Source organism: Pseudonocardia nigra, from assembly GCF_019396355.1.
GTDB lineage: Bacteria > Actinomycetota > Actinomycetes > Mycobacteriales > Pseudonocardiaceae > Pseudonocardia > Pseudonocardia nigra.
The window spans coordinates 1-20029 of record NZ_JAHKRK010000143.1; the positions used below are offsets into that span (position 1 = coordinate 1).

Here is a 20029-nt window from a genome sequence, read left to right on the forward strand (position 1 = left end):
CGCCCCCACCGCGCTCGCCACGGTGCTGCGTCCGGCCGCCGACCCGGACGACCCCCGCGCCGCCGCCGTCCCCGAGGCCGCGGTTGCCGCGGTCCTCGCGGCAGTCGGCCTCGGGGAGGGTGACGGGAGCTGGGTCGACGCCGGCGGCCGGTTCCGCATCGGCGTGCTCACCGGTGCGTGGAGCAAGCCGGCCGCGGAGTACGTGGGGCGCGGGGCCCGCGAGGCCGCCCGGCGGGCCCGGCTGGCCGCACTGCGTACCGAGGCCGAGCGCGTCGCCGCCGAGCAGGCCGAGATCGCCGATGAGCAGCGCAGGCTCGGGGAGCGCCGGAATGCGCTGGCCGCCGAGGTCGACGGGCTGCCCGCCGACTCCGACCTGCGTGACGCGCACGCCACCGTCGCGGCGCTGGCCGAGCAGCACGCCCGGCTCATCGAGGAGCGGGCGGAGGCCGATGGCCTGCTCGCCGATGCCACCGCCGGTGCCGAGGCCGCGGCGGAGGCGCTGGCCATCGGATCGGCGGACGTCGGCCTCCCGGCCGACCGGCCGGGGCTCGACGCCGTGCGGGAGGGCGTGACGCAGTACCGCGTCGCGCTCGCCGGTCTCTGGCCCGGAGCCCACGCGCTCGCGGCCGCCCGCCGTCGCGAGCTCGAGGCCGCCACCGACCTGGCGGTCGCCGAGGAGTCGCACGGCGAGGCCGCCGAGCGCGCGGCGACCGCCGAGAGTGAGGCCCGGCGCAGCGCGGAGGAGTACGCCACGCTCGACGAGACGATCGGCGACTCGGTCAAGGAGCTGCACGACAAGCTCGCGGGCGTCGCCGACGAGATCGCGGCCAACACCGCCGACCGGAAGGCCACGTCGGACGCGCACGTGCGGGCCGTCGCCGAGCGGGGCCGGGCCGAGGGGAAGCGCGAGGCCGACGTCGTCACGCTGGAGGAGGCCACCGCCGAGCGCGCCGCGGCGGCCGACGCGCTGCGCCGCTTCGCCGCCACCGGGCTGCTCGCCGTCGCGCTCCCGGAGCTGCCCGTGCCGCCGCCGGACGCCGCGTGGGCCCCGGACCCCACGGTCCGCCTGGCCCGCCAGATCGACCAGGAGCTGGACGGCACCGCCGCCGACGACGCGGCGTGGGACCGCGTGCAGCGCCGCGTCACCGACGAGCTCAAGACCCTCACCGACACCCTCGCCCGGCAGGGCAACACGGCATCGGCGCAGCTGCTGGATGAGGGCATCGTCGTCGAGGTGGTGTTCCGGGGCAGGCCGGCCACCGTCCCGCAGCTCACCGAGGCCCTCGGGGCCGAGGTGGCCGACCGGCAGCGGCTCCTCGACGAGCGGGAACGGGAGATCCTGGAGAACCACCTGGTCAACGAGGTGGCGAGCACCCTGCAGGAGCTGATCTCCGAGGCGGAGCGCCAGGTGCAGCGCATGAACGTGGAGCTGGCCGAGCGGCCCACCAGCACCGGGATGCGGCTGCGGCTGGAGTGGCGGCCCCGCGAGGACGGGCCCGCCGGGCTGGCCGAGGCGCGGCGGCGGCTGCTGCGGCAGAGCTCCGACGCCTGGTCCGCCGACGACCGGGCCGCCGTCGGCGGCTTCCTCCAGGACCGCATCGCCGAGATCCGGGCCCGCGACGAGACCGGCACCTGGCTGGAGCATTTGAGCACCGCGCTGGACTACCGAGCCTGGCACCGGTTCGTGATCGAGCGGCACCAGAACGGGCAGTGGCGCCCGGCCACCGGGCCGGCGTCGGGTGGTGAGCGGGTGCTCGCGGCGAGCGTTCCGCTGTTCGCCGCGGCCTCGGCGCACTACGCCTCGGCGGGCAACCCGCACGCACCCCGGCTGGTCACCCTGGACGAGGCGTTCGCCGGCGTAGACGACAACGCGCGCGCGAAGTACCTCGGGCTGCTCGCGGCGTTCGACCTGGACGTGGTGATGACGAGCGAGCGCGAGTGGGGCTGCTACCCCGAAGTCCCCGGGCTCGCCATCGCCCAGCTGGCCCGCACCGACGGCGTGGCCGCGGTGCTCGTCACGAACTGGCGGTGGGACGGCGAGCAGCGGCGGCCCGCGCCGCGGCCGGTGGCGGTGGCTGCGGGCCCGCCGGAACGAGGCGCGGACGATGACGAGGAGGCGCTGTTCTGAGCGGTGGTCAGGACGCGACGCCGCCCGGCACCGACGGCCGGCTGCATCGGTTGCTCGGCGGGGACGATCTCGCGTGGCTGCGCCGGCGGGTGCGCCGGCGGTTGGAACGGTCCCAGCCGCTCACGGGCACCGTGACGCTCGCCGGGGCCATGCCCGCGCAGCGCGATGCCGTGGCGCGTCTGCTCGGACGCCGCCCTCGGCAGGGCGCCACGCTCAGCGTCCGGCTGGAGGACGTGGACGCGCTGCTGCGGCAGTCGGCCGCCCATCCCGACGGGCTGGCCGCCGCGGTCGTCGCGCTCACCGGCCCGGTGCGCGACCGCTCCGCCGAGGCCGCGGAGCTCGGTGCGGCCTGGGCGTCGGCGTTCGCGCCGCTCGACGCGGTGGTGACCGACCGGCCGGAGCTGCGCGGGTGGGCCGACAACGTGCGCGCCACCGGTGCCGTCCGGCGCGCCGCCCGCGACCCGGAGACCGCCGGCACGTTGCTCTCCCAGCTGGTCGCCGTGCTCGCGGCTCTGCCCGCTGAACCGGAGCCGGTGGGCCGCTTCGCCGAGCGGGTGCTGGGCTCGGCGCACGCGCTCGACCCCGACCGCCCACTGACCGGCCTCGTGTTCGGCGCGGCCCGGGCCATCAGCGGGGTCGAGCCCGGGGAGGGCGCGGCGTGGCGCCGCGAGGTGTGGGCCAGGGTTGGCCTGCTGCGCGACGAGCTATCGAGCACCGCGCTGGTGCTGAACCTGCCCGCAGCCGCCGACACGCCGACCGGCCGCGTCCTCACCGAGCTGCGGCACGCCGCGGAACCGGTGGTGCTTACGTTGCGGCAGCTCCGGCAGCCGCCCCGATTGCTACTCGCCGGCAGCACGGTGTCGGTCTGCGAGAACCCGGTGGTCGTCGCGGAGGCGGCCGACCGCCTGGGCACGGCCGGCGCGCCGCTGGTGTGCCTCGGCGGCCAGCCCGGCGTGGCCGCGATGACCCTGCTGCGCGCGATCGTGCAGTCCGGGGCGAACCTGCGTTACCACGGCGACTTCGACTGGGGTGGCCTGCGCATCGGTAACGTCCTGTTCGGACGGCTGCCGGTCGTGCCGTGGCGGTTCGACGCCGCCGCCTATCGCTCCGCCGCGGCCCGTGGCCAGGGCCGGCCCCTCGCGGGCGAGCCGGCGGTGTGCTCCTGGGACCCCGAGCTCGCTGCCGAGATGCAGCGGGTCGGGCACGCGGTGGAGGAGGAACGGGTGCTCGACGACCTGCTCGCCGACCTCGTGCCCTGATCCCTGGGACCGGTCCCGCGACGGTCAGTCCCACCAGAACCGCCAGCGGTTCGCGCCGCGCAACCGCAGCGCGTAGCGCCGCAACGTGTCGGTGCTCATCTGGCCCGTGTACGTCTCGAACGCGTCCCAGCAGAACGCGATGTGCTCCGCGGCGACCCGCAGGCAGTCCTCCCGGGTCGTCGGCGGGGCCGCCACGCCGAGGTACAGGCTGCCGCGGTCCATCCGCACGAGCACCGCGCCGAACCGCTCCTCCCAGCTGCGGAGCACCGCGCTCGCGCCGACGGCGTCGTCCCAGGAATTGATCATGCCGGTCCACCCGGTGGCGGCCGGGATGTCGGCGGGCCGGGTCACCGGGACGACGGCGAGGTCGCCCGTGTACGGCGTGTCGGCCACCGCCGCGGCTGCGTCGATCGTGTCGGCGTACTCGACGCGCGGTCGCGGGAGGATGCCGGGGAACCCGTCGTGGAACGGGGCCATGCAGTCCTCGGGGCAGGCGCAGCCGCCGGGCCAGCGGTCGGTCAGCACGTCGTTCGCGTCGCGCGTCTCCAGGTCGGCGAGTGCCGGTTCGGCCTGCCAGCGCGGGTCGAGCGACTCGGTGCCGTAGCCGGTGATCCAGACCGGGCAGCGACCGGTGGTGGGGGCATCGGCGAGGAGCCTGCGGTAGGCGGGGTCGCCGGGGCGGACGGTGGTGTCGATCTCGATCCCACCGAGGCGGCGGCTGGGGCGAAGGGGGTGCATGCTCATGGCGACTTTGACGGAACCGCGGCACTCGCGGTTCCACCGATGTCGGGATCAGTTTGCGCGAACGGTCCGGCACCGTGCTCAGCCCACCGGACCGACCGCCTCGATCCCGGCCACCGCAAACTCCCGTTCCCCCGACCGCAGGTGGCACCACGAGTTCAGCCACCGTCCGTACAGCTGCCGCGGCTGGATGTCCCGGACCGTCCGGTTGCCCTCCTTGTTCCGATAGATGATCCGGACGTCGTGCCCGCCGTCGAGCGCGTGCGCGAGCAACGCCACTTCGGCCGCGTCGAGGCGGGGCGCGAGGTTCGCGAGCTCGGCGTGGCTGGGGGATGCCTGCACCGGCGGCGCGGACCCGGCGGCGAGCAGCCGGGCCGCGAGGTCCGGTGCGGCCAGCCGGGCGCGGGCGCGAGGGCGCAGCTCGTGCACCGCGGGTGGGGCCTCGCTCGTCCGCTCCGGCACGATCGCTACCCCGTCGGCGTCCTCGGCCATCGGGGCGAAGCCCGCGGCGCGCAGCCGGGCCAGCACGTCGTCGAGCTCGAACGGGCTGGTCAGCACGGTGGGGGCGAGCCGGCTGAGGTGCAGTGTGCGTAGCGATCGCGTGTGCAGGATCTCGGTGATCTCCGGCTCGGTGCCGACGATGCACGATCGCGAGCCGCGCACCCGCACACTGCCGTGCCGACGGGCGACATCGGTGATCAGGTAGTCCAGCGGCTGCGGCAGCGGCTGCCCCGAGATCGCGGCCAGTCCGCTGAGCAGCTCGTCGGCCGTCCAGCCGGCGTCGAGCGCAGCGCGCACGCTCTCCGGGGTGAACCGCCAGGTGGTCGCCGTACCCCGGTTCTCCGGGGTGGCCGTCGCCGCGAGCAGCCTGGCGGCCGCCGCGCTGGGCTGTCCGGACACCACGGCGGTGAGATCGGACTGGAGCACCAGCAGCCCGCGGGCCTCCGGCAGCAGGTCGGCGCATCGCCGCGCCAGCTCCTCGACCGCGTCCGGGCGCCCGGCGACCGCGACGAGGTGCTCACCGAGCGCGGAGAGCCGATCGCCGACGATCACGCCGAGCAGCGCCGCCTCCTGCACGGCCGCGCCGACCTTCCTCGCCCGACCGACCTCGTCGTACTGGTGCAAGGGGCAGAACCAGTCGACCTGCTCCCCCGCGGCCCGCACGGACCGTCCCTCGGCGGCCGCCCGCAGCAGCGCGCGCCGCAGCATCCCGGCTGCGGACTCCAGCGGCAGCGGCGGCGGCACCTCGCCGTCGTCGGTCTCCCGGCTGGTCGGGGCGAGGTCGAGCCCGAACCAGGCGAGCGCCACCCGGGCCCATCGCAGCGCCGGCTCCGCCTCGCGCCACCCGTCGTACCCGGCCGTCGCCCGGTATCCCTCCGGAGCCGCCGTGAGCAGCCCCGTGGCGTCGGCGAGGTCGATCCACAGGGCCGGGTCGGTCATCGCGAGCCTCGTGCCGAGGCGCTTGCGTTCGCGCGCGCCGACACCGCCCTTCTTCAGGGCGGGAAGCGGTCGGCTCCGGGTCTCGTCGAGCAGCGTGGTGAGGGCGAGCACGGCGGCCTCGGCGCCCGCCCGGCCGTCGTCCGGGGCGTCGGCGGACGGCGGCACCTGCGGCCGTCCGGTCAGGGTGTGCCCGTCGCCCAGCAGGAGGTGGACGGCCACCTCACGGGGCAGCTCGGCACGACCGTACTGCCCGGCGACCATCAGCCCGGAACGGGCCAGCACCGCGAGGGGGCCTGCCCCGCCGCCCATGCCTCCGAAGAAGTACATGCCATCCGCCCGGCAGAGCTGCTCGAGGTGGTGCCGCGCCGGGGGCGGGAGGTCGGTGAGCGCCGCGGCGACCCGCACCGGGTCCCTCACCAACGCGTCGAGCAACTCGACGAGCTCGGGCTTGCGCAGCCCGCTCGGGTCGCCGCCGAGCCCCTCCACGGCCGTCTTCAGGTCGTGCACACGGGACTGCCGCGCGATGTGTGCCAGTGGCCGGAAGTGGGCGAGGCCCGCCGCGAAGTGCTCCGCCAGCCGCTCGGGCAGCCCGAGGCGCGCATCGAGCGCCCAGGCGAGACCGCGGCCGCACAGCCCGTCCACCACCTGGCGGACCTCGGCTTCCGGGGCGCGCAGCCGGCTCGCGAGCGTGGCGAGGTCTGCCTCGCCGAGCATGGCGATCAACCGGGCGACGGCCACCTCGTCGCGGTTCATCACGCGCATGGCGTGCAGCAGCGACTCCACACCGTTCAGCCGGAACGCGAGCTCCTCGACCGTGCGCGGCACAGGCTCCACCAGGACGTCGGGCCGGTGCTGCAGCAGTGCGGTCAGCCGGCCGGCGTCGAGGCGGCCGAGGTACTGGGCGAACGACACCTCCTGATCGCACCATGCGCGTCCGGGGCCGTGCTCGCCGACCTCCTGCCAGGATGGGGCCCGTGACCACCTCGACGCGCCCGGCGCACTCCGGCCTGGACCTCCAGTGGGTCGACCCCGCCATCCGCGCGCAGGACGACCTGTTCGGCCACGTCAACGGCCGGTGGCTCGCCACCCACGTGATCCCCGACGACCGGGCCCAGGACGGCTCGTTCCGCGAGCTGCGCGACAAGGCCGAGGCCGACGTCCGCGCCATCGTCGAGGGCGCCGAGGGCGGGCCGGGCAGCGACGCCCGCAAGATCGCCGACCTGTACGCCTCGTTCATGGACGTCCACCGCGTCGAGGCGCTCGGCACCGCGCCGCTGCAGCCGCTGCTCGACGAGGTCGCGGCCGCCGCCGACAAGGCCGCGCTCGCCGCCGTGCTCGGGCGGCGGCAGCGGGAGGGGCGGGTCGCCCTGTTCGGCGCGTTCGTCACCACCGACGCGAAGGACTCCAGCCGGTACCTCGTGCACCTGTCCCAGTCGGGGCTCGGGCTGCCCGACGAGTCGTACTACCGCGACGACACCTACGCCGAGATCCGCACGGCCTACGTCGCACATCTGGGCAGGCTCGCCGAGCTCGTGGGGCTGTCGGCGGACATCGCCGAGTCGGTCATGGAGCTGGAGACGGCGCTGGCCGCCGCGTCGTGGGACCGCGTCACCAACCGGGACGCCGAGAAGACCTACACGCTGATGACGCTCGCGGCGCTGGGCGAGCACGCGACGGAGTTCGACTGGGAGCCGTGGCTGGCCGCCCTCGGCGCGCCCGCCGGTGCGTTCGACGAGGTGGTCGTGCGGCAGCCGTCGTTCGTCGCCGCGGCCGCGCGGCTGTGGGCCGAGCGGCCCCTGGAGCAGTGGCAGGCCTGGCTCGCGATCCGCACGGCGTCCGCCTGCGCCGACCACCTCACCTCGGCGATCGTGGACGAGGACTTCGACTTCCACGGCCGCACGCTGTCGGGCACGCCGCAGCTGCGGGAGCGGTGGAAGCGCGGCGTCTCGCTCGTCGAGGGCGCGGTGGGCGAGGCCGTCGGCAAGCTCTACGTCGAGCGGCACTTCCCGGCGGCGGCGAAGGAGCGGATGGTCGAGCTCGTCGCGAACCTCGTCGAGGCCTACCGGCGCAGCATCTCGGAGCTCGACTGGATGAGCCCGGCCACCCGCGAGCGGGCGCTCACGAAGCTCGGGAGGTTCACCCCGAAGATCGGCTACCCGGACGTGTGGAAGGACTACTCGGCGCTCGAGATCCGGCCCGACGACCTGCTCGGCAACGTGCTGCGGGCCGGCGCCTGGGCCACCGACTTCGAGCTCGCCAAGATCGGCAAGCCGGTGGACCGGGACGAGTGGCTGATGACCCCGCAGACCGTCAACGCCTACTACCACCCGCGGATGAACGAGATCGTGTTCCCGGCGGCGATCCTGCAGGCGCCGTTCTTCGACGCCGAGGCCGACGACGCCGCGAACTACGGCGGCATCGGGGCGGTCATCGGACACGAGATCGGCCACGGGTTCGACGACCAGGGCTCGCGCTACGACGGCGACGGCAACCTCACCGACTGGTGGGAGGCCGGCGACCGGGCCGAGTTCGACCGCCGCGCCCAGGCCCTCATCGCGCAGTTCGACGCCCTCTCCCCCGCCGGCCTGCCCGACCACAAGGTCAACGGCGCGCTCACCGTCGGGGAGAACATCGGCGACCTCGGCGGTCTCACCATCGCGCTCAAGGCCTACGCAATCGCTCTCGGCGATGCCGACGCGCCGGTGCTCGACGGGTTCACCGGCCCCCAGCGCGTGCTGTTCAGCTGGGCGCGGATCTGGCGGGCGGTCACCCGCGACGCGGAGGCGATCCGCAGGCTCACCATCGACCCGCACTCCCCGCCGGACCTGCGCTGCAACGCCGTCGTCAGCAACCTCGACGCGTTCCACGAGGCGTTCGACGTGCGGGAGTCCGACGCGCTGTTCCGGACGCCTGAGGACCGGGTGCGCATCTGGTGAGCGAGACCTGGACCAGCGACGAGTGCGCGGCCGCGTGGGGCGTGAAGACGACGACCTGGGCCGGCTATGTCTCACGCGGGCACGCCCCACAGCCGCTACCGGAGCCCGACGACCGGGGCCGGAAGCGGTGGGACGCCGACGAGGTGCGTCGCTTCCCCCGGCCCGGCGCCGGCCACCGGCGGGCGGGCGCCGGGGCGGAGGCGGAGGCGCTGCTCGGGCAGATGCGCGAGGTCGCCGAGCGCATGGAGGAGTTGCGCGGCCGGCAGCGGGAGCTGCTGACGGCCGGGAAACAGCAGGGGCTGGAGATCAGCGCCATGGCCAAGGCGCTGGGGATCTCCCGGCAGACGGCGTACGGCTGGCTGGACGGGTAGGGGGCCTACGGCGCTCGTGAGTGGATAACGTCGCCCAAGCAACGTTATGCACTCACGGGATCAGAAGAAGCCATCCCGCCCCTCCAGCACCACGGAGCGGGGCGGCGTGCTCGCCCGGTGCCCCAGGTCGGCGCTGATCCGGTCGGCGGTGCGGAGGAGGAGGGGCACTACCTCTCGCGCGAGCCGCTCGGGGTCGGAGCGGCCGCTGGACGTCGACGACGCGAGCGCCGCGACGACGGCCCCGGTGCTGTCGCGCACCGGGGCCGCCGCCGACAGCAGCCCCTCCTCCAGCTCCTCCGCGACGATCGACCACCCCTGCTCACGGACGCCACGCAGCGCGGCGCGGAACCGCTCGGGGTCGGTGATCGTCCGTGGCGTGAACGCCCGCAGCCCGGACTCCGCCACGACCTGCTCGACGACCTCGGGCGGCGCCCACGCCAGGAGCACCCGCCCCATGGACGTCGCATGCGCGGGGACCCGGGTGCCGATCGAGACGTTGATGCTCATGATCCGCCGCACCGGCACGCGGGCGACGTAGACGACCTCGGCGCCGTCCAGCGCGGCCAGCGACGCCGACTCCTGGGTCTGCTCGGCGAGCGTGAGCAGGTGCGGCTGCGCGAGCTCGATCATCGCGTTCGAGCCCGAGTAGTGCTGGCCGATGGAGAGCACCCGCGGGGTGAGCCGCCAGCGCGGCCCCTCGCCCTGCACGTAGCCGAGCTTCTGCAGGGTGAGCAGGATCCGGCGCACCGCCGGGCGGGACAGCCCGGTGGCCGTGGCGAGCTCGGCCAGCGACGGGTTGGGCCGCTCGGCGTCGAACGCGAGCAGCACCGCGAAGCCGCGCTCGATGCTCTGGATGTAGTCGCGCTCGCTCTCGATGCCGGTCATCCCTGCCATCTTCGCGCACCCTCCCGCAGCCCCGAGATCTGACCGACACCAAAAGCATCCCGCGGAAACCGCGTCGTGGGCCTTGACTCCTCCGCGTGTCCTGGGGCACCCTCAGGGCATGAACGCATAGCGTTCGTCTTGTACGTAGAGCGTACATCACCCGCACGAGGAGGTGCGTCGTGAAGTTCGACCAGCGGGAGCTGCGGGACGCGTTCGGCCGCTTCGCCACCGGCGTCACCTTCGTGACCTGCACCAACCGGGAGGGCCGCCCGCGCGGGGCCACCGTCAACGCGTTCACCGCCGTGTCGCTCGAACCGGCCCTGTGCCAGGTGACGCTCACCCGCAAGTCCAAGGCCTGCCAGTACCTGGACGGCGCCGGCTTCGCCGTGAACGTGCTCGCCGCGAGCCAGCTGCACACCGCACTGCACTTCGCGGCCCGCCCGCAGGAGCCGGAGCCGGAATGGGCCGACGGACCCACGGCCCCGGTGCTGGTGGGCAACACCGCCACCATCTCCTGCCGTCCCTGGCGCACCTACGACGGCGGGGACCACCTCATCGTGATCGGCGAGGTCGACCACCTCGAGGTCACCGATGCCGAGCCGCTGCTGTTCCACGCCGGTTCGTTCCGCGAGCTGCCAGCCCGCGAGACCGGCGTGCACTGGGACGGCTCGCTCGACTGTCCCGAGGCCGGCTGGTTCGACGCCTCCACCAGGTTCACCCCGCTGCGGTCCCACCGGGCCGCCTGACCCGACTCCAGCGAAGCAGAAGGGCCGACGATGACCATCCAGCAGGAACACACCACCGCGAGCACGCGCACCGCCTCGGCACCGATGACCGGTGACGAGTACATCGCCTCGATCCAGGACGGCCGCGAGGTCTGGGTCTACGGCGAGCGCGTCAAGGACGTCACCACCCACCCGGCGTTCCGCAATCCCGTGCGGATGACCGCCCGGCTCTACGACGCCCTGCACGACCCCGAGCACGCCGACAAGCTGACCGTTCCCACCGACACCGGCAACGGCGGCGTCACCCACCCGTTCTTCCGCAGCCCGCACACCGTCGACGACCTGCTCGCCGACCGCCGGGCGATCGAGACCTGGGCCCGGATGTCCTACGGCTGGATGGGCCGCAGCCCCGACTACAAGGCCAGCTTCCTCGGCACCCTCGGCGCGAACAGCGAGTTCTACGCGCCCTTCGAGGACAACGCGAAGCGCTGGTACCGGGAGTCCCAGGAGAAGGTCCTGTACTGGAACCACGCGATCATCAACCCGCCGGTCGACCGCAACCTCCCGCCGGACGAGGTCGGCGACGTGTTCATGAAGGTGGAGAAGGAGACCGACGCCGGGCTGATCGTCTCCGGCGCCAAGGTCGTCGCCACCGGCTCGGCGATCACGAACTACAACTTCATCGCGCACTACGGGCTGCCGATCAAGAAGAAGGAGTTCGCGCTCATCTGCACGGTGCCGATGGACGCGCCGGGCATCAAGCTGATCTGCCGCACCTCCTACGCCCAGCAGGCCGCGGTCATGGGCAGCCCGTTCGACTACCCGCTGTCCTCCCGGATGGACGAGAACGACACGATCTTCGTGTTCGACAAGGTGCTCGTGCCCTGGGAGAACGTCTTCCTCTACGGCGACATCGAGAAGATCAACGGCTTCTTCCCGGTCTCCGGCTTCATCCCGCGCTTCACCTTCCACGGCTGCATCCGGCTCGCGACGAAGATCGACTTCATCGCAGGGCTGCTGCTCAAGGCCCTGGAGATCACCGGGAGCAAGGACTTCCGCGGCGTGCAGACCCGCGTCGGCGAGGTCGTCGGCTGGCGCAACACGTTCTATGCCCTCGCCGACGCGATGGCCCGCAACCCCGACGAGTGGACGAACGGCGCGCTGCTGCCGAAGCTCGACTACGGCCTGACCTACCGGATGATGATGATCCAGGCCTACCCGCGGATCAAGGAGATCATCGAGTCCGACGTCGCGAGCGGCCTGATCTACCTCAACTCCCACGCGATCGACTTCAAGACCCCCGAGGTCCGTCCGTACCTGGACAAGTACGTCCGTGGCTCGAACGGCTACGCGGCGGTCGACCGGGTCAAGGTCATGAAGGCGCTCTGGGACGCGGTCGGCTCGGAGTTCGGTGGGCGCCACGAGCTCTACGAGCGCAACTACTCCGGCAACCACGAGAACGTGAAGGCCGAGCTGCTCTTCGCCGCCGAGGCGCAGGGCACCACCGCGGCGATGAAGGGCCTGGCCGAGCAGTGCCTCGCCGAGTACGACCTCGACGGCTGGACCGTCCCCGACCTCATCGGGAACGAGGACGTCTCGTTCCTGCGCAACCGCTGATCAGGAGCACCGACATGACGACCACCGAGCACAAGCCCACCGCTGCCGGGTCGGGCGCCTCCGCCACCGAGTCCTTCCGCCGCGCCAGTGCCCAGGGTGGCGCCGCCGGCGTCGAGGCCGATCGGATCAGCACGGTCGCCCGCGCCGTGCTGGAGGGCGTGCACGCCGCCATCCGCACCCACCAGGTCACTTACCCCGAGTTCCAGGCCGCGAAGAAGTGGCTGATCGAGGTCGGTGAGGGCGGTGAGTGGCCGCTGTTCCTCGACGTGTTCGTCGAGCACGTCGTGGAGGAGGTGGCCGCCCGGACCCAGCAGGGCACCAAGGGCAGCATCCTCGGCCCGTACTACCTGCCCGACCAGCAGCGGCTGCCGTCCGCGGCGACGCTGCCGATGCGCCCGGACGAGGCCGGCGCGCCGCTCGTGTTCGCCGGCCAGGTGTGCGACACCGCGGGCGACCCGGTCGCGGGCGCCGAGCTCGACCTGTGGCAGGCCGACGAGCAGGGCTACTACTCCGGGTTCGCCCCGGACATCCCGGACGGCAACCTGCGCGGCGTGATCGTCACGGACGACCAGGGCCGGTTCGAGGTGACGACGGTGCGGCCCGCGCCGTACCAGATCCCCACCGACGGCCCGACCGGGACGCTGTGCGTGGCCGCGGGGTGGGAACCGTGGCGGCCCGCGCACCTGCACCTGCTCGTGCGGGCGCCCGGCCACCGGCAGATCACCACGCAGCTGTACTTCCAGGGCGGCGAGTGGCTCGACGCCGACATCGCCGGCGCCACGAAGCCGGAGCTCGTCCTCGACCCGCAGCAGCAGGCGGACGGCCGGCTGCGCGCCGAGTACGACTTCGTGCTCGAGCCCGCCCCGTGACCGCCCGGCCCGGCCCGGCACGCCGAGGACCCCGGGCCGGGCCGGCACCCGAGGAGGAGATGACGTGCAGGACCTCGTGATCGACCGGGTCGAGACGGTGCTGCTGGACGTCCCGCTGCGCCGCCCGCACCGGTTCGCCCGCACGGGCATGGACGCCCAGCCGGTGCTGCTGGTGTTCATCCGCACCGCGGGCGGTGTCACCGGCATCGGGGAGGGCGTGGTGCCCGCCGGGCCGTGGTGGGGCGGGGAGTCCGTCGAGACCATGCAGGTGGTGATCGAGCGCTACATCGCGCCGCTGCTGCTCGGCCGCCGGGTGGACGACATCGCCGGGATCCAGCGCGACGTCGGCGACGTCGTGGCCGCGAACCTCTACGCCAAGGCCGCCGTCGAGGTCGCGCTGCACGACGCGTGGGCGCGCTGCCTGGGGGTGCCGGTGCACACCCTGCTCGGCGGCGTCGCCCGCACCTCGGTCCCCGTGACGTGGGCGCTGGGCACCGAGCCCGCACCGGTGGTCGTCGAGGAGGCGCTAGGAAAGCTCGACGCCGGGCTGCACCACAGCTTCAAGCTGAAGATGGGCGCCCAGGAGCCCGCGGCCGACGTCGCCCGCATCTGTGCGGTCGCCGAGAAGCTGGCGGGCGTCGCGAGCGTCCGCGTCGACCTCAACGCCCGCTGGGACCGGCTCACCGCGCTCACCCACCTGCCGCGGCTCGCCGAGGCGGGCGTGGACCTGGTCGAGCAGCCCGTGCCCGGCGCCGAGTTCGAGGCCCTCGCCGAGATCAACCGCGCCCTGCCCATCCCGGTGATGGCCGACGAGAGTCTGCGCACGCCCACCGACGCACTGCGGCTGGCCAAGCTGGGCGCGGCGGACGTGTACTCGCTCAAGACCACCAAGTCCGGCGGGCTGCGCGCGACGAAGGCGATCGCCGAGATCGCCGCGGCCGCCGGGATCCCGTGCCACGCCGGCACGTCGATCGAGAGCCCGATCGGCACCGCCGCGTCCCTGCACCTCGCCTGCGCCACACCGGCCGTGACGTGGGGCAGCGAGCTGTTCGGCCCGCTGCTCATGCGCGAGGGTCTGCTGACCACTCCCCTGCGCTACGCCGACGGCGCCCTGCACCTGCCCGACGGCCCCGGGCTCGGCGTCGAGCTCGACCCGGCCGCCGTCACGGCCCTGACCAGGAGCTGAGCCCGCGCCGTCCTCGGCTCGCTCGCGGACACCAGGAGGATCCTCGATGTGTGATGCCATCACTCAGGCCGTGCGCCACGGCGTGCCGCGCCGCACGCTGCTCAAGGCCGCCCTCGGCGGCGCCGGCGCAGTGGCCGCAGGCCCGGCCCTGGCCGGCTGCGCCCCGGACGTGACCCCGGCCGCGGCGTCCGGCGCCCCGCCCCCGGCCGACGGCGCACGGACCCAGCTCGTGCTGTTGGGGACGGCCGGAGGTCCGCCGGCCTGGCCCGGATCCGACCGGGCGGGTATCGCGTCCGCCGTCGTCATGGGAGATCGTTACTACGTCGTGGACGGCGGAGCCGGGGTTCTCCACCAGGTTCGAAAGGCACGACTGGGGAACTGGCAGAGCGACACCGAAGGGCCGCTCGATGCCCTGCGGGCGATCTTCCTGACGCACCTGCACTCCGATCACGTCGTGGACGTCAACAACATCATGACCGCGGGCCTGTACAACGGCCTGCATCGCGTAGACCGGAAGGTGCAGATCTGGGGCCCCGGCAACCGCGGCGCGCTGCCACCTCTTTTCGGTGCACCACCGGCACCGGAACCGGTTGTTCCGGAGAACCCGACACCCGGCACCCGCGAGATGGTGGACCTGCTCGTCCGCGCCTTTGCCACCGACTTCAACGACCGCGCCTTCGACAACCGGAAGCCGGTACCCGCCCAGCTGTTCGAGGGCCTCGATGTGCCACTCCCGGCGCAGGTCCTCGCCGATCCGAACGGGACGCCGCACCCGCGTATGTCCCCCATACCGTTCTACGAGGACGACCGCGTGCGCGTCTCGGTCACCCTCGTGCAGCACGCGCCGGTGTTCCCCGCACTGGCGTTCCGGTTCGACACCGACGACGGTTCGATCGTGTTCTCGGGCGATACCGGCCCCAGCGAGAACCTGATCGAACTGGCGCAGGGCACGGATGTGCTCGTCCATGAGGTCATCGCACGCGAATGGGTCGAGAGCCTCCTTCCGCAGCCCCGGAACGATGCGCAGGAGGGCCTGTTCCAGCACCTCATCAATGCGCACACCGTGATCGAGGACGTCGGCCCGATCGCCGAGCGCGCCCAGGCGAAGACGCTCGTCCTGTCCCACCTCGTTCCGGGCAACTGGCCCGAGGAGAAGTGGCAGGCCGCGCAGAACGGGTTCTCCGGCACGCTCGTCGTCGGCCGGGACCTCGACCGGATCGGCGTCGGATCCGAATGACCAGGAGGTGACCCGTGCTGTTCCACGTGCGGATGGACGTCGCGATCCCCCGCGACCTCGACCCCGGCGAGCGCGCCCGGCTCGTCGCGACCGAAAAGGAACGGGCACTGGAGCTGCAGCGGAAGGGCACGTGGGTGCACCTGTGGCGGATCGTCGGGCAGTACTCGAACATCAGCGTGTTCGACGTGGACTCCACCGACGAGCTGCACGAGATCCTCTGGACACTGCCGCTGTTCCCGTTCATGCGGATCGAGGTCACCCCGCTCGCCCAGCACCCGTCCGACCTGGCGGCCCAGCCGTGACCGCCCCGGCCCTCTCCCGCGCCACGCCCGTCTGGCACGGAGTCGAACAGGTGCCGCTCGGGTGGGGCCCGTGCGTGGTCACACTGGGGGTGTTCGACGGGCTGCACCGCGGCCACGCCCGGCTGGTGCAGCGGGCCGTGCGGACCGGCCGGGCGCGCGGCCTGCCGGTCGTGCTGGTCACGTTCGACCCGCACCCGGCCCGCGTGGTCGGGCTGCCGCGGGACACCGCGCAGCTCACCACCGTGGAGCGGCGGGCCGAGCTCGCCGGGGACCTCGGCGTCGACGCCGTGTGCGTGCTGCGGTTCACCCCGGAGTTCGCCCGGCTCGGCCCTGCGGAGTTCGTCGAGCAGGTGCTGGTCGGGGCGCTGCGGGCGGCCGCCGTGGTGGTCGGGGCGAACTTCACGTTCGGCCACCGCGGCGCCGGCGATCCCGCGCTCCTGCGTGCGCTCGGGGAACGGCATGGCTTCACGGCGGAGGCGGTGGCGCTGCTGCACGCGGTCGCCGTGCCCTGCTCGTCGACTGCGGTGCGGACACTGCTGCGCGCCGGGGACGTCCACGGTGCGGCCCGCGTGCTCGGCCGTCCGCACCGGGTGGACGGTGTGGCGGACGGCGGCGAGCTCGTCGTGGCCGAGGGCACCGCCGTCCCGGCGCCCGGCCACTACGCCGTGCGGCTGGCCTGCGGGCGACACACCGACCTCGAGGTCACCGCCGACGGCCGCCTCCTCGTCGACGCGTCCGGCGTCGAGTTCCTCGACCGGCTGGAGGGCGCGTGACGCTGGAGGAACGGATCCGGCGGCTGGAGGACCGCGAGGCGCTGCGCGCGCTCGACGCCGCCTACTGCCGGCTGCTCGACGACGGCGACTGGGAGGCGCTCGTGGAGCTGTTCACCGTCGACGGGGAGTTCGTCGGGCTCTCGCGGGCCCGGGGAAGGCCCGCGCTGCTGGAGTTCTTCGCCGGGCTCGCCGACGGCGGGCTGACGGCGTTCTGGCACCACGTGACGAACCTGGAGATCGACCTCGACGGCGACGTCGCGCACCTGCAGTCGTTCCTCTGGCAGCCGTGCGTGCTCGACGGCGTGCCGCACGTCGCGGCGGGCCGCTACACCGACATCGCCGTGCGGGTGGGCGAAGGGCGCTGGCGGTTCCGCTGCAAGCGGGTCTCGTTCGACTACTTCGCCCCGCTCACAGACGGCTGGGACCGCGCCCGGTACGCGCTGGAGGCCGCCCGGGCGACCGCCGAGCCCGATCAGGAACGATGAGGGCCATGACCGACCTGCACCACGTGATCGACGGCCCCGACGATGCCCCCGTGCTCCTGCTCGGCCCCTCGCTCGGCACGGACGTCGGCCTGTTCGACGCGCAGGCGGCCGCGTTGGCCGACCGCTACCGCGTCGTCCGGTTCGACCTGCGCGGCCACGGCGGCAGCCCCGCCGCGCCCGGCCCGTACACGATCGCCGACCTGGCCGGGGACGTCCTCGCGCTCGCCGACCGGCTCGGTGCCGACACGTTCCACTACGGGGGCGTGTCGATCGGGGGCGCGATCGGGCAGTGGCTCGGGATCCACCACGGCGACCGGCTGGGCACGCTCACGATCTGCGCGTCCGCCGCACGGTTCGCCGACCCGGACTCCTGGCCCGCCCGCGCCGCGACGGTGCGCGAGAAGGGCACCGAGGCGATGGTCGCGTCCCGGCCGGGCACCTGGTACACGCACGACTTCGCGCGCGAGCAGCCCGCCGCGGCCGAGCGGCTGCTCGACATGCTGCGGGCCACCGACGACGAGAGCTACGCGGGCTGCTGCGAGGCGATCGGCGCGTTCGACGTCCGGGCCGAGCTGGGCCGGATCGCCGTCCCAACGCTCGTGATCGCGGGCGCCGACGACCCGGCCACCCCGGTGGAGACGGTCCGGGCGGTCGCGGACGGCATCCCCGGCGCCGAGTTCGTCGTGGTCCCGCACGCCGCGCACCTGCCGACGGCCGAGCGGCCCGACGCCGTCACCGACGCGCTGCGCGCGCACCTGGACCGGCACGCCGCCCAGGTCTGAGCGTCAACAGGCGCCCACCGGACGTACGTGGGTGAGCGCCCGCAGCGGCAGGGTGAGTTCGTCGCCGTCCACGATCAGGGTCAGCCCACCCGAGCCGGTCTCCGCGAAGCGTCCGCACCACGTCCGACCGGCCGCGTCGCTCGCCTCGACCAGTCCGGCGGCCGGTTCGGTGCTCGGCCACCAGCCTGCCGCAGCCGACAGGGCGACCGTCGCGACGGCGACGAACGTGAGGACGATCCCCGCGCGCAGCCGCCGCTCCGCGTTGCCGGCGGTCTGCCCCAACGGCCAGGCCACCATGCCGATCAGGACCGTGGCCAGGCAGGCGAGCGCGAGCAGGGCGAGGACCGCGGCCACCAGCTCGACGGCCAACGGGAGGGCGCGGTCCTGCTGCAGGACACCGCACAGCCCGATGAAGCCGAGGACGGCGAGCTGGATGCCGTGCCAACCGCGGGCGGAGGCGCGGAGCCCGTCCGCCGCTTCGTCCACGCTCTCCGCCGGGCCTTCGGTGACCATCCGCCCAGCATGAGTGGTGCAGGTCACATTTCCAACGGCATCGGCCGGACGTCCGCGGAATGAGGTAGCCCGTCCGCGCCTGGTACGGGCCGTGGTGCTGGCACCGCTGACCGCCTCGGATGGGCCTGCCTTACCCGCAGCGCGGTCGGCCAACCCCGTCCGCGAAACCGCTATCCGGCGTGGTGCACCAGACGGTGCGCGGCGAGCACGTCCGCGCCGAAGTCTCCCTCCGGGTCCCGCCACACCGAGTGGGCATGGTTGGCCGCGGTCTGGCTGTTGTCGTACTCGACCAGCAGCCGAGGTCCCTGCAGTCGGTAGTAGCAGGCCTCGCCCGGCTCGACCGAGCCGGCCCACGCGACGTGCACCTCGTCGAGCGACTCGGCGTACCGCCGCGCCTCCCGCTCGGCCAGCGCCTCCGGTACCCGGCCTGTATAGCAGCGCAGCACCATGAGCAGCAGCTCGCGCTGCCCGGGGTCGAGCGCTGAGCCGGGAACGCCCCGCGGCTGCGCGGTCAGTTCCACGGCGGCGTCGGTGGCGCCGTCGTCGCCGCCGGCGGCGGCGGGACCGTGGCGGCCGTCGCGGAACGGGCCCGGCGCCACGCGGCTCCCGGGGACGACGCGGGAGCGGTTCGCGGTGACCAGGTCGGCCGGGGCGTGCGGCGAGAGCACCGCGCAGGCACGCAGCGCCTCGTCCAGCGACCGGATCAGCTCTCGGGCCAGGTCCTCGACCGCCCCGAGCGGGCGCAGCGCCGCCGAGCCGAGCAGTGGAGCCGTAGCCGGGTTGGCACCGAGGAAACACGGGGTCGCCGAGACCAGTTCGCCGTCCACCACCAGGTTGTTCAGCGACACGTGGTGGCCCCCGAACCGCCATCCCCAGACCCGATCGCCGGGGGAGCCCACGATCCGCAACTGGTACTGCCCCGGGTCCCGCCCGCGTTCCCGGCCGAAGTCCGGCCCGGCGAAGCCCTCGGTACCGTCCAGCAGGTTCTCCAGCCCCATCACCGTGGTGACGGTCGCGTAGCCGGCCTCCGACAGCCCGGTGGCGACCAGCCGCATGGTCCGCCGGTACTGGCCGGCGGTCATGTCCGCAACCGCCAGGCCGCCGTGATCGGTGGGGGTGTAGAACCAGCGGCGGCGCTCCTCGTCCGCGGCCTCGGTCCACGGCCGGCCCACCGTCCCGCGACGGTCCCCGTCCAGGCCGGCGAGCACGGCATCCGCCGCATCGCTCATCCGGTCGGCGACGGCACGGGCAGCAGCGGAATCCGGGTCGCGCATCGTTCTCACCCTCTCGCTGGGCCGTCGCCCCTGGCTACTTCGTCGCACCGGCGGTGAGACCTTCGATGATGTGCCGCTGGAAGAACAGGAACATGATGATCAACGGAAGCGAGGCCAGCAGCGCTCCGGCGAGCAGGACGCCGTACTGCGACTCGAACGGGCCGATCAGCGAGGCCGTCCCCAGGTTGACCACGAACATGTTCTCGTCCGTCGTGACGATGAGCGGCCAGAAGAAGTCGTTCCAGTACGACAGGAAGGTGATCGTGCCGGCCACCGCCAGCCCGGGCCGCACGAGCGGTACGACGATCCGCCACCACAGGCCGAACTCGCTGACCCCGTCCACCCGGGCGGCGTCGAGCAGCTCGTCGGGCACGCTGATGGTAGCTATTCAGCAGGGTTCGGCGGCTGGTGGTAGCCATGCCCCGGTGGTGAACAGCTGAGTGAGGACGTCGAAGCTGTCGAGGCCCCACTTGGCGGTGGTGGACAGGTAGGACTGGACGACGGCG

General features: G+C 73.6%; 20 protein-coding genes. 13 read left to right on the forward strand and 7 right to left on the reverse strand.

What is annotated here, in order from left to right; all coding sequences use genetic code 11:
* Together KME75_RS27550 and KME75_RS27555 are read left to right on the forward strand one after the other, a co-directional pair.
* Positions 1-2128: TIGR02680 family protein (locus KME75_RS27550; RefSeq protein WP_219417800.1), on the forward strand; the 2128-nt coding region annotated here is incomplete at its 5' end.
* A gap of 101 nt (positions 2129-2229) precedes the next feature.
* Complete coding sequence (locus tag KME75_RS27555) at positions 2230-3387, forward strand: TIGR02679 family protein (RefSeq protein WP_246632961.1); 1158 nt, start codon at positions 2230-2232, stop codon at positions 3385-3387.
* 24 nt (positions 3388-3411) lie between these two features.
* Here the strand turns inward: KME75_RS27555 and KME75_RS27560 are convergent, their stop codons facing one another.
* On the reverse strand, positions 3412-4131 hold the full coding sequence (locus KME75_RS27560) for a DUF4253 domain-containing protein (protein ID WP_219417801.1): 720 nt from the start codon (positions 4129-4131) through the stop codon (positions 3412-3414).
* Positions 4132-4209: 78 nt separating this feature from the next.
* Positions 4210-6480, reverse strand: a complete 2271-nt coding sequence (locus KME75_RS27565) for a helicase-associated domain-containing protein (protein WP_219417802.1) — start codon at positions 6478-6480, stop codon at positions 4210-4212.
* Between the two features lie 62 nt (positions 6481-6542).
* Between KME75_RS27565 and KME75_RS27570 the strand changes: the two genes are divergently transcribed.
* Both KME75_RS27570 and KME75_RS27575 read left to right on the forward strand, forming a co-directional pair.
* Entirely contained in the window at positions 6543-8504 is a 1962-nt protein-coding gene (locus tag KME75_RS27570; RefSeq protein ID WP_308283133.1) for a M13 family metallopeptidase, read from the forward strand.
* The gene (locus KME75_RS27575) at positions 8501-8875 is read left to right on the forward strand and encodes a hypothetical protein (protein WP_308283134.1); all 375 of its coding nucleotides are present in this window, start codon (positions 8501-8503) and stop codon (positions 8873-8875) included. Before KME75_RS27570 ends, KME75_RS27575 begins: the two co-directional genes overlap by 4 nt.
* Positions 8876-8935: 60 nt before the next feature.
* On the opposite strand, the gene KME75_RS27580 is transcribed toward KME75_RS27575, so the two are convergent.
* Positions 8936-9769, reverse strand: a complete 834-nt coding sequence (locus KME75_RS27580) for an IclR family transcriptional regulator domain-containing protein (RefSeq protein WP_219417804.1) — start codon at positions 9767-9769, stop codon at positions 8936-8938.
* Positions 9770-9939: 170 nt separating this feature from the next.
* On the opposite strand from KME75_RS27580, the gene KME75_RS27585 reads away from it, so the two are divergent.
* The 4 genes from KME75_RS27585 (at position 9940) to KME75_RS27600 (ending at position 14157) form a co-directional block, all read left to right on the forward strand.
* On the forward strand, positions 9940-10506 hold the full coding sequence (locus KME75_RS27585; RefSeq protein ID WP_219417805.1) for a flavin reductase family protein: 567 nt from the start codon (positions 9940-9942) through the stop codon (positions 10504-10506).
* Positions 10507-10536: 30 nt separating this feature from the next.
* Positions 10537-12102 carry a 4-hydroxyphenylacetate 3-hydroxylase family protein gene (locus tag KME75_RS27590; RefSeq protein ID WP_219417806.1) on the forward strand — a complete coding sequence of 522 codons (1566 nt, stop codon included), beginning with the start codon at positions 10537-10539 and terminating at the stop codon, positions 12100-12102.
* A 14-nt stretch (positions 12103-12116) separates the two neighbouring features.
* Positions 12117-12971: a catechol 1,2-dioxygenase gene (catA, locus tag KME75_RS27595; protein WP_219417807.1), complete on the forward strand. Its 855-nt coding sequence runs from the start codon at positions 12117-12119 to the stop codon at positions 12969-12971.
* A gap of 64 nt (positions 12972-13035) precedes the next feature.
* A complete protein-coding gene (locus KME75_RS27600) occupies positions 13036-14157 on the forward strand; it encodes a muconate/chloromuconate family cycloisomerase (RefSeq protein WP_219417808.1) in 1122 nt (373 codons plus the stop codon).
* Positions 14158-14220: 63 nt separating this feature from the next.
* On the opposite strand, the gene KME75_RS43730 is transcribed toward KME75_RS27600, so the two are convergent.
* Positions 14221-14463 carry a hypothetical protein gene (locus tag KME75_RS43730; protein WP_246632971.1) on the reverse strand — a complete coding sequence of 81 codons (243 nt, stop codon included), beginning with the start codon at positions 14461-14463 and terminating at the stop codon, positions 14221-14223.
* Here KME75_RS43730 and KME75_RS27605 point away from each other — a divergent pair.
* The 5 genes from KME75_RS27605 to pcaD are packed head-to-tail and all read left to right on the forward strand — an operon-like array spanning position 14387 to position 17736.
* Positions 14387-15394 carry an MBL fold metallo-hydrolase gene (locus KME75_RS27605; RefSeq protein ID WP_372452681.1) on the forward strand — a complete coding sequence of 336 codons (1008 nt, stop codon included), beginning with the start codon at positions 14387-14389 and terminating at the stop codon, positions 15392-15394. The genes KME75_RS43730 and KME75_RS27605 overlap by 77 nt on opposite strands.
* A 14-nt stretch (positions 15395-15408) precedes the next feature.
* Positions 15409-15696, forward strand: coding sequence for a muconolactone Delta-isomerase (gene catC / locus KME75_RS27610; protein WP_219417810.1), 288 nt, complete (start codon positions 15409-15411; stop codon positions 15694-15696).
* Positions 15693-16469, forward strand: coding sequence for an adenylyltransferase/cytidyltransferase family protein (locus tag KME75_RS27615; RefSeq protein ID WP_219417811.1), 777 nt, complete (start codon positions 15693-15695; stop codon positions 16467-16469). Before catC ends, KME75_RS27615 begins: the two co-directional genes overlap by 4 nt.
* On the forward strand, positions 16466-16954 hold the full coding sequence (locus KME75_RS27620; RefSeq protein ID WP_219417812.1) for a nuclear transport factor 2 family protein: 489 nt from the start codon (positions 16466-16468) through the stop codon (positions 16952-16954). The genes KME75_RS27615 and KME75_RS27620 overlap by 4 nt, the downstream gene beginning before the upstream one ends.
* A gap of 5 nt (positions 16955-16959) precedes the next feature.
* Positions 16960-17736: a 3-oxoadipate enol-lactonase gene (gene pcaD, locus KME75_RS27625; protein WP_219417813.1), complete on the forward strand. Its 777-nt coding sequence runs from the start codon at positions 16960-16962 to the stop codon at positions 17734-17736.
* A gap of 3 nt (positions 17737-17739) precedes the next feature.
* Here the strand turns inward: pcaD and KME75_RS27630 are convergent, their stop codons facing one another.
* The 3 genes from KME75_RS27630 to KME75_RS27640 all read right to left on the reverse strand — a co-directional run bounded on the left by KME75_RS27630 (position 17740) and on the right by KME75_RS27640 (position 19896).
* Positions 17740-18249, reverse strand: coding sequence for a hypothetical protein (locus tag KME75_RS27630; RefSeq protein ID WP_219417814.1), 510 nt, complete (start codon positions 18247-18249; stop codon positions 17740-17742).
* A 170-nt stretch (positions 18250-18419) separates the two neighbouring features.
* Entirely contained in the window at positions 18420-19523 is a 1104-nt protein-coding gene (locus tag KME75_RS27635; RefSeq protein WP_219417815.1) for a DUF3500 domain-containing protein, read from the reverse strand.
* A gap of 34 nt (positions 19524-19557) precedes the next feature.
* The gene (locus tag KME75_RS27640; protein ID WP_219417816.1) at positions 19558-19896 is read right to left on the reverse strand and encodes a carbohydrate ABC transporter permease; all 339 of its coding nucleotides are present in this window, start codon (positions 19894-19896) and stop codon (positions 19558-19560) included.
* Between the last annotated feature and the right edge of the window lie 133 nt (positions 19897-20029).